General features: G+C 39.7%; 1 pseudogene. It reads right to left on the minus strand.

Features of this window, described 5'->3' with window-relative positions:
- Positions 1–31 precede the first annotated feature (31 nt).
- A pseudogene (locus E0D98_RS28200) lies at positions 32–532 on the minus strand (tetratricopeptide repeat protein); the annotation flags it as partial.
- Positions 533–1,273: the final 741 nt, after the last annotated feature.

A 1,273-nucleotide genomic window follows, 5' to 3' on the forward strand; every position in this document is an offset into this window, starting at 1 on the left:
ATACAGCCCCAGGGAATGGATGAAGATTCTAACAAAGCATTTCAACAATATATGCTTGTTAAAAATCCATATCGAAATGCCGTTGCAGCATTCATATATGCCTCATTCATAAAATGTAAAAGAGCAAGCTCGTACCAGTAGGGGGAAAATTCATTGACATGTCCTGTCAATACGTACAGAGCCCTGTCATGCTTGCCAGCACGTAACAATTCCGCCCCCAGTAACCAGCGTGGCCCCTGATTATTCTCAGGGTTATATGTTAGTATTTTATCAATGAGTATAACGGCATCCTGATGACGCTGTAAATGAACATTCGCCAGAATTGCAGCATAAAGAGCGCAAATGCATATGCCAGATGAGTGTGAATATCAATGATGTCAGGAGCATGTCAGGCAAGACGCCTGAGTTTGTTGACGTAATTTGTTTCGTTTATTTCATCACTATCGTATGCGTCAAGAGTTTTTCCAAACTCATCCCGAAATGGGCCAAACCAGGTTTCAGGAAATAAGAAATACCCCTGGTTATTGTTCACTTAAAAGTATAATTTGTAATTCAAATCCTGAGCCTGTAAAACGGGGAGTAACATATTCTATTCTGAAGAGAATAAAAGTCGTGATGCGATGTATCAAGCCCGGATTGTAATCCCAGATTAAAATAGATCACAAAACAACTTATTCTTCACTAACGTCAAGATAAATATCGTTGTATGCCCTATCACGACTACGAATACCAGCAAGATACAACTGACATACGGAAAGATACCACGTTTTTTACTCCCGAAAATAACGCTAAAAAGCTACTTCCCCATCGTTTGTCCTTAGTATTGTCAGCGCCAACAATGTGGGCTGGCATTATAAATGCCGTCGAGGCAATCGTTCGCCTCCCCAGTGGGCAATCCAAATGGTGATTGTCACGGTTAGACGTTTATTTTGAAGGTCGACTGAATAAGGTGATAACGCTGTAGTATTTTCACGTGACACAGAATTCTGAACGTTCTCTCTTACAATATTTCAATGTTTCTGTCCGTATTCACCGGAAGAAGTCATCGACCAAATCATACCAGTCGTCTCACTCCACTGACCATTCATGGTTGACAGGTGGTGAAAATCCGCTTCTACAGTAACCATTTTTTATTCGCAAAATCGAACACGCCATTGCGGATGGCTGTTAACTGGCATGCCGAGGCAGTCATTATTTATATTTAGTTTTGTCAGTAATATTCATTTTTTGTAAAAAGTAAATATAAATTATTCTCATTATTGTTTGTATTTGT

It is taken from the genome of Escherichia sp. KCJ4928 (genome assembly GCF_004352695.1).
Taxonomy (GTDB): domain Bacteria; phylum Pseudomonadota; class Gammaproteobacteria; order Enterobacterales; family Enterobacteriaceae; genus ECMA0423.